Source organism: Arthrobacter sp. UYEF3 (assembly GCF_040546245.1).
GTDB lineage: Bacteria > Actinomycetota > Actinomycetes > Actinomycetales > Micrococcaceae > Arthrobacter.
In genome coordinates, this window is the sequence record NZ_JBEPNK010000021.1 from 60,671 (window position 1) to 67,152 (window position 6,482).

Here is a 6,482-nt window from a genome sequence, read left to right on the forward strand (position 1 = left end):
CTCAGAGCTTGGCGATGATCTCTGCGAGCAGCTTGGAGATACGCGGAGCCGCCGACCGGCCGGCCTCCAGGACCTCGCCGTGGCTCAGCGGCACCGGGCTGATGCCGGCGGCGAGGTTGGTGACGAGCGAGATGCCGAAGACCTCCATGCCCGCATGGCGGCCGGCGATGGCCTCGAGCGCGGTGGACATACCCACCAGGGACGCTCCGATCCGCTTGGCGTACTGCACCTCCGCCGGTGTCTCGTAGTGCGGGCCGGTGAACTGGGCGTAGATGCCTTCGTCCAGGCCGGGGTCCACTTCGCGGGCCAGGCCGCGGATCCGTGCGGAGTACAGGTCCGTGAGGTCCACGAAGGTGGCGCCTTCAAGCGGGGAGGCGGCAGTGAGGTTGATGTGGTCGCTGATCAGCACCGGGGTGCCCGGCGCCCAGTCCTCGTTCAGGCCGCCGCAACCGTTGGTCAGGACCAGCGTCTTGCAGCCCGCTGCGGCCGCTGTACGGACGCCGTGCACCACCGCGCGGACGCCCTTGCCCTCGTAGTAGTGTGTGCGGGCGCCCAGGACCAGGGCGCGCTTGCCTTCCCGGGTCAGCACCGAGCGGATGGTGCCCACGTGGCCCACCACCGACGGGGAGGAGAAGCCGGGGACCTCTTCCGCCGAGAGCGTGGCGGTGGTCTCACCGATCAGTTCGGCGGCGTCCCCCCAGCCCGATCCGAGCACCAGCGCTACGTCGTGGCTGTCCACGCCGGTCTCTTCGGCAATGTAGTCGGCGGCGGCGCGGGCGGCATCGAAGGGGTCAGCGTCGAGGGGGTTAGTGTTCAGGAATTCTGTAGTACTCACTGGTACAAGCTACCGTGTCCGTGCGGCGCGGCCCAGCATCCTTATTGGTGGCGCCGGTTGCAATGGTGGAGAATGGATGACTGTGACTACGCACCCCGATTTCAGCGCACCCCGGATCGCAATTCTCGGCGGAGGGCCCGGCGGCTACGAAGCCGCCATGGTCGCCGCATCGCTGGGGGCGCAGGTCACCATCATCGAACGCGCCGGTCTTGGCGGGTCTGCTGTACTGACCGACGTCGTACCGTCCAAGACCCTGATCGCGACGGCGGACCTGATGACCCGCATGGCGGGGGCTGGCGAGCTGGGCGTCAAGTTCGACGTCGACGGCGGCGACTGCACCCCGACGATGCGCGCGGACCTCAAGCACATCAACGACCGGCTCCTGGGCCTGGCCAGGGAGCAGTCCGCCGACATCCAACGGGCCCTGGTGAACCAGGGCGTCCGCATCCTGATCGGCTCCGGCGTGATGCTGGACAGCCACACGATCGAGGTCCTGACCGCCGGGGGCACCGAGACAATCGAGGCCGACGCGGTACTGCTGGCGGTCGGCGCGCACCCGCGCGAGCTGCCCACGGCCCGTCCCGATGGCGTGCGGATCCTGAACTGGGCGCAGATCTACAACCTGGACGAGCTCCCCGAGGAGCTGATCGTGGTGGGTTCCGGCGTCACCGGCGCCGAATTCGCCTCCGCGTACAACGGACTCGGCTCCAAGGTCACCCTCATTTCCAGCCGTGACCGGGTGCTGCCCGGCTCGGACACGGACGCGGCGGAGGTGCTGGAAGGCGTCTTCGAACGACGCGGCGTGACGGTGCTGTCCCGGGCCCGCGCCCAGACCGTGGAACGCACGGACGACGGCGTCGTCGTCACCCTCGCCGACGGCTCCAAGGTCACCGGCAGCCACTGCCTGGTGGCCGTGGGGTCCATCCCGAACACTGCCGGGATCGGCTTGGAGGAGGCCGGTGTCGCGGTGACCGAGAGCGGCCATATCAAGGTCGACGGCGTCTCGCGTACCACCGCACCGAACATTTACGCCGCGGGCGACTGTACCGGCGTGCTGGCCCTTGCCTCGGTCGCCGCGATGCAGGGTCGCATCGCGATCGCGCATTTCCTGGGCGACGGCGTCACCCCGCTCAAGCTGCACCAGGTGGCGTCGAACATCTTTACCTCGCCGGAGATCGCCAACGTCGGCGTCTCCGAGGCCGAAATCGATTCGGGCAACTACCAGGGCGACGTCATCAAGCTTTCGCTCAGCAGCAACGCACGGGCCAAGATGCGTAACCACAAGGATGGTTTCATCAAGATCTTCGCCCGCAAGGGCTCCGGCACCGTGATCGGCGGCGTCGTAGTGGGGCCGAACGCCTCGGAGTTGATCTTCGCTATTTCCCTTGCGGTGACGCAGAAGCTGCACGTCGACGACGTCGCCAGCACGTTCACCGTCTACCCGTCGCTGAGCGGGTCCATCTCCGAAGCGGCAAGGCGACTGCACGTCCACATGTAGGCGTGCCCTAGAACGGGTACGGTGCGATATCCGGGCGCATGGTGAGCCACTGCAGTTCCGTGAAGGACTCCATGTTGGCATGGTGCCCGCCGATCCGTGAGCCGTTGCCGGAGTTCTTCATCCCGCCGAACGGTGAGTTCGCCTCGTCCGAGACCGTCTGTTCGTTGATGTGGACCTTGCCGGAGTCCAGCCGGTCCGCGATGGACATGGCCATGCCGACGTCGCCCAGGATGCCGACGGAGAGGCCGTATTCGTTGTCGTTTGCCAGTGCCACGGCCTCGTCGAGGCTGGAAAACTTCATCACCGGCGCCACCGGGCCGAAAATTTCGTCCTTCCAGGCCGGGCTGTCGTGCTGCAGATCCACCAGTAAGGTGGGCTGGTAGAAGCGGCCGTCGTGGGTGCCGCCCGCCGCCAGCCGGGCGCCGCCCTGCACCGCGTCCCGGACGATCCCGTCCACCCGCCGCAACTGCCGCTCGTCAATCACCGGCCCCAGCGCCACGGTGCCGCTCTTGGGATCGCCGACCGGAAGTTGTTCGGCTTTCTCGGCCAGGGCGGCGACGTAGTCCTCGTAGATATCTTCGTGCACGATGTGCCGCCCGGCCGCCATGCAGATCTGGCCCTGGTGCATGAACGATCCGAACGCCGCCGCGGAGGCGGCCTTGGCCACGTCGGCGCCGGGCAGAACGATCAGCGCGTTGTTGCCGCCCAGCTCGAGGTGGGCGCGTTTGAGCAGCCGGCCGGCTGTTTCGCCGACCTTCCGGCCGGCCGCCGTCGAACCGGTAAACGCGATCACGCGGACCTCGGGCGCCTCGACGACGGCGGCCCCGACGTCCGCGCCGCCCGGCAGCAGCGAGAGCAGTCCCGGCGGGAGCCCGGCTTCCTCGAAGATCCGCATCACCGTGACACCGCCGCAGACCGCGGTGCGCGGGTCCGGCTTGAGTAACACGGCATTGCCGAGGGCCAGGGCGGGGGCGACGGCGCGGATCGAGAGGATCAGCGGGAAGTTGAACGGCGCTATCACGGACACCACGCCCACCGGCCGGCGGCGGGCGAAGGACCAGCGGTTCTCGTTAGAGGTCAGCACCTCGCCGGCGGGCAGCGCGGGCAGCGCCGAGGCGTCGTAGCACTCGTTGGCGGCAATGCGTGTTTCCAGGGCCGCCTTGGGCGGGATGCCGCCGGATTCGCGGACGATCCAGTCCTGGATTTCCGCCGAGTGTTCCTCCCAGAGCTGTCCTGCGCGGCGCAGTACCGAGGCCCGGTCCTCCGGGTTGCGGGCCGCCCACTCCCGTTGCGCCTTGGCGGCGGCCGAAGCGGCCTCGCGGACGTCTGCAACGGAGGCGACGCCGTAGCTGCCCAGTTGCCCGCCGGTGGCCGGTTCGACGCTGGCACCGGTGCCGCCGCCGCCCGCGCGCCAGCCGTTGAGGTAGATTTTGCCCTCCCAGAGGGAGGAATCAAGCAGGGACATGGCGTGTCCTTTCGTGGTTGAATCCTTGAGCGTTTTTCGGTCAGTGGCAGGCGCACGGGCCGGTCCCGTCCATCAGATGCTGTGCCGCCGTCGCCGTCAAGACCCCTGCGTGGGTGAGAGTGGGCCTTGGTCCCGGCTCGTGCATCGACCCGGGTCCCGTCAATCCGTCTCACGATGTGTTCACACGCCGTCATTTGGGGTGCCCAAGGGCGGGGCGGGCTTGCTATCGTCGCAAGTAGAATGCCGCCTGGCGGCGAAGCTGTCGGCCCCTTGCAGTCTCCTCTATGAAGGACCATCATGAAGCGAACACGACTTTCCGTCATCGGCATTATCGCTGCGGCAGGGCTGGCCCTGGCTGGCTGCGGGGCGGCGTCCACGAGCCCGTCCGGCTCCTCCCCGGCTGCCGGCGCGGAGACCTCGTTGAGTGACGTCAAGAGCGCGGGCACGCTCAAGGTCGGCACGGAGGGCACTTACAAACCCTTCTCTTTCCACGCCAACGGCAGCGGCGAACTGACGGGATACGACGTGGAAATCATCACCGCCGTCGCCGGCAAGCTGGGCGTCAAGCCGGTCTTCCAGGAAACCCAGTTCGACGCCATCTTTGCCGGCCTTGAAGCCAAGAGGTTCGACGTCGTCGCCAACCAGGTTTCGATCACGGACGAACGCAAGGCGAAGTACGATTTCTCCACCCCGTACACCGTGAGTACGGGCGTCATCGTGACCAAGTCCGATAACTCCAGCATCAACTCCTTCGACGGCCTCAAGGGCAAGACCACGGCGCAGTCGCTGACAAGCAACTGGTACAAGCTGGCGCAGCAGAGCGGGGCCAACGTGCAGTCTGTTGAGGGCTGGGCGCAGGCGATCACGCTGCTGAAGCAGGGACGCGTCGATGCAACCATCAACGACAAACTCACCTACCTGGACCAGCAGAAGACGGCGCACGACGACGCTATCAAGATCGCCGCGGAGACCACTGACAAGTCCCTGAGCGCCTTTGCGTTCCGCAAGGGCTCAACCAGCCTGACCGACGCCGTCAACAAGGCCCTGACCGAACTGCAGGCCGACGGAACCCTGACGAAAATTTCGCAGAAATACTTCGGCGCGGACGTCACCAAGTAGCCGGATGGTTACCGACGACGAACGCCGTGCCCGGTCATGACGATCAACTGGGAGCTTGTCTGGAGCTCGCTGGGACCGATCCTGATGGGTGCGGTGACCGGCACTATTCCGGTGGCGCTGGCGTCGTTCGGCCTTGGACTGGTGCTGGCGTTGCTGGTTGCCCTAATGCGGCTCAGCCGTAATCCGTTCCTCTCGGCGCTTGCCCGGATCTACATTTCGGTGATCCGCGGTACGCCCCTTCTGGTGCAGTTGTTTGTCATCTTCTACGGGCTGCCGTCCGTCGGCATCACCATCAGTCCCTGGCCGAGTGCAATCATCGCCTTCTCGCTGAACGTGGGCGGCTACGCGGCGGAGGTCATTCGGGCGGCCATCCTGTCGGTTCCGAAGGGCCAGTGGGAGGCGGGACACACCATTGGCATGTCCCGCCGCCAGTCCCTGGTGCGGATCATCCTGCCGCAGGCTGCGCGGGTCTCGGTCCCACCGCTGTCCAACACCTTCATCAGCCTGGTCAAGGACACGTCGCTGGCCTCGCTGATCCTGGTGACCGAACTGTTCCGCCAGGCACAGCAGGTGGCGGCCTTCAGCCAGGAGTTCATGCTGCTGTATCTGGAAGCGGCCGTCATTTACTGGATTATCTGCCTGGTCCTCGCCAGCGGACAGTCCGTCCTCGAGAAGAGATTGGACCGCTATGTCGCCCACTGAGTCTGGTCTCCCGGGCACCGCCCCGCTGCTGGCCGTCCGCGGACTGCGCAAGGCCTTCGGCCGGCATGAGGTGCTGAAATCCATCGACATCAACGTCCGCCGGGGTGAAGTGGTCACCCTGATCGGGCCCTCCGGCTCGGGCAAGACGACGGTCCTGCGGTGCCTTAACGGGCTCGAAATTCCCGACGCCGGCGTCGTCGAGTTCGCCCGCGACCTTTCGGTCGACTTTTCCGCCAACGCGTCGAAGAAGCAGCTGGCCGCCTTGAGGGACCGCAGCGCCATGGTGTTCCAGCACTACAATCTCTTCCCGCACAAGACCGCCCTGGAAAACATCATCGAGGGCCCGGTCCAGGTGCAGAAACGGCCCAAGGCAGAGGCGATGCAGGAAGCCAGGGGGTTGCTGGCCCGCGTCGGACTCGCGGACAAGGCGGACAGCTATCCGTTCGAACTCTCCGGCGGGCAGCAGCAGCGCGTCGGGATTGTTCGGGCATTGGCCCTGCGCCCGCAGCTTCTGCTTTTTGACGAGCCGACGTCGGCCTTGGACCCGGAGCTGGTGGGCGAGGTCCTGACGGTGATCAAGGAGCTGGCGGACGAAGGCTGGACCATGGTGGTGGTCACCCATGAGCTGGCGTTTGCCCGCGAGGTCGCCAACGAAGTCATCTTCATGGACGGCGGGGTCGTCGTGGAACGCGGCCACCCGGACACCGTGCTCCGCGACCCGCGCGAGGAACGCACCCGGCAGTTCGTCGACCGGCTGCTGAATCCGTTCTAGTACTACAGTCGCGTTTGTTGAGTGTGTCCGCGGGCTTTGTAGTGGTGTTGTTGTGCTCGGTGTTGGTGTTTTCGGCGCCAGAGGGAGCAAT

At 66.5% G+C, this 6,482-nt stretch carries 6 protein-coding genes; 4 read left to right on the forward strand and 2 right to left on the reverse strand.

Translation table 11 applies throughout. From position 1 onward, the window contains the following. Position 1 precedes the first annotated feature (1 nt). Complete coding sequence (locus tag ABIB14_RS14245) at positions 2-835, reverse strand: purine-nucleoside phosphorylase (RefSeq protein ID WP_354236567.1); 834 nt, start codon at positions 833-835, stop codon at positions 2-4. Between the two features lie 82 nt (positions 836-917). Between ABIB14_RS14245 and ABIB14_RS14250 the strand changes: the two genes are divergently transcribed. Further along, a complete protein-coding gene (locus tag ABIB14_RS14250) occupies positions 918-2,333 on the forward strand; it encodes an NAD(P)H-quinone dehydrogenase (protein ID WP_354236575.1) in 1,416 nt (471 codons plus the stop codon). Positions 2,334-2,340: 7 nt separating this feature from the next. Here the strand turns inward: ABIB14_RS14250 and ABIB14_RS14255 are convergent, their stop codons facing one another. After that, positions 2,341-3,798, reverse strand: coding sequence for a benzaldehyde dehydrogenase (locus tag ABIB14_RS14255; RefSeq protein ID WP_354236568.1), 1,458 nt, complete (start codon positions 3,796-3,798; stop codon positions 2,341-2,343). A gap of 297 nt (positions 3,799-4,095) precedes the next feature. Here ABIB14_RS14255 and ABIB14_RS14260 point away from each other — a divergent pair, with 297 nt between their 5' ends. The 3 genes from ABIB14_RS14260 to ABIB14_RS14270 are packed head-to-tail and all read left to right on the forward strand — an operon-like array spanning position 4,096 to position 6,391. After that, on the forward strand, positions 4,096-4,917 hold the full coding sequence (locus ABIB14_RS14260; RefSeq protein ID WP_354236569.1) for an amino acid ABC transporter substrate-binding protein: 822 nt from the start codon (positions 4,096-4,098) through the stop codon (positions 4,915-4,917). A 36-nt stretch (positions 4,918-4,953) separates the two neighbouring features. Next, positions 4,954-5,619, forward strand: coding sequence for an amino acid ABC transporter permease (locus ABIB14_RS14265; RefSeq protein ID WP_502909672.1), 666 nt, complete (start codon positions 4,954-4,956; stop codon positions 5,617-5,619). Further along, positions 5,606-6,391 (forward strand): amino acid ABC transporter ATP-binding protein, encoded by a 786-nt coding sequence (locus tag ABIB14_RS14270; RefSeq protein WP_354236570.1) that lies wholly within the window; start codon positions 5,606-5,608, stop codon positions 6,389-6,391. Before ABIB14_RS14265 ends, ABIB14_RS14270 begins: the two co-directional genes overlap by 14 nt. Positions 6,392-6,482 lie beyond the last annotated feature (91 nt).

Bases quoted from the DNA above. Each gene is read 5' to 3' on its own strand.
- ABIB14_RS14255 (WP_354236568.1), bottom strand. From the start codon at position 3,798: ATGTCCCTGCTTGATTCCTCCCTCTGGGAGGGCAAAATCTACCTCAAC.
- ABIB14_RS14260 (WP_354236569.1), top strand. From the start codon at position 4,096: ATGAAGCGAACACGACTTTCCGTCATCGGCATTATCGCTGCGGCAGGG.
- ABIB14_RS14265 (WP_502909672.1), top strand. From the start codon at position 4,954: ATGACGATCAACTGGGAGCTTGTCTGGAGCTCGCTGGGACCGATCCTG.
- ABIB14_RS14270 (WP_354236570.1), top strand. From the start codon at position 5,606: ATGTCGCCCACTGAGTCTGGTCTCCCGGGCACCGCCCCGCTGCTGGCC.